Below are 1,161 nucleotides of genomic sequence, written 5' to 3'. Positions count from 1 at the left end.
CTTCAAGAAAAGGTTGCTAAAGCTAAGGTTCCTGTAAAAGCTGAAAAACCAAAGAAAGATCTTACAAAGAACGCATTGAATGTGAGTAAAAAAGATCTTCCGGTGCGTCTAAAATTGTGGTCTTTAGGTACCAGTTATCAGGAACAGGGTGCGCTTGTTTTAAAAACGCCTACTATGCAAATGGGTGATGGCGATTTTTATTCTCAAGTATGGCTAACTCTGACCTCAGAAAAGCTTGAAGTGAACAGCTCTTCAGACATTGATGAGAATCTTGCTGGTATTGGTATTCGTGTAAACGGTGGTGATTTGATTCCTTTTGATCGTATTCAAGCAAAAAATGCAGGTGTGTTAGAAGGGGATTGGATAAACAAATTATCAGAAGGTGGTGAGCTTGAGATTATGCTCGGGTTCTTCCCTGATAAAGACTTAGATAGTCCCGTATTTAAGCGTGTTGCATCAATCAACGATTTATCTAGTCTTGTACCAACTTACTACAAGCTAAAATAGCCGCAGGCAAGATCGAGTGAACGTGAAAGGCAGAGTAGTTTTACTCTGCCTTTTTTATTGGATTTCTTACAAAACAAAACTTGTCTCTTTACCTCTTTTTAGTACTCTTCCTATTCAAATTCGTTATCAATCAAGTTAAGGAGCTATGATGCAATTTCTTCATACCATGATTCGTGTAAGTGATGTCGATGCGTCACTGAAATTCTTCTGTGATGGTCTTGGGCTCATCGAAATGCGTCGTTATGAGAGCGAAGCAGGGCGCTTTACACTGATTTATTTAGCGGCTCCCGATGATGAAGAACGAGCGCATGCAGTCAAAGCTCCAGAGCTAGAGCTAACCTATAACTGGGACCCAGAAGAATACAGCGGTGGTCGAAACTTTGGACACGTGGCGTATCGTGTCGATGATATTTACGCGACCTGTCAGCACCTAGCGGATATGGGAGTGACCATTAATCGTCCACCTCGTGATGGCCATATGGCTTTCATTCGCTCACCTGACGGAATTAGTGTTGAATTGCTTCAAAAAGGTGGTTCGCTAGAGCCTCAAGAACCATGGGTGAGCATGGAGAATATAGGGGAATGGTAGTTGGTTGAGTTTTAGGTTTTGTCCTAATAGCCAACTATTTTGAGTTTGATTTCTTTGGCTAGGCT

2 protein-coding genes are annotated in these 1,161 nt (G+C 41.7%); both read left to right on the top strand.

Annotated features, from left to right (window positions below; genetic code table 11):
* Window positions 1-507, top strand: a 507-nt coding sequence (locus tag A3739_RS30435; protein ID WP_197472585.1) for a hypothetical protein, incomplete at its 5' end; no start/stop codon positions are given.
* 148 nt (window positions 508-655) lie between these two features.
* Window positions 656-1,096 (top strand): VOC family protein, encoded by a 441-nt coding sequence (locus tag A3739_RS25860; RefSeq protein ID WP_068479461.1) that lies wholly within the window; start codon window positions 656-658, stop codon window positions 1,094-1,096.
* Window positions 1,097-1,161: the final 65 nt, after the last annotated feature.

Source organism: Oleiphilus sp. HI0067, assembly GCF_001635735.1.
The sequence above is the reverse complement of the archived record's forward strand: the minus strand, read 5'-3'. Positions and strand labels throughout refer to the sequence as shown.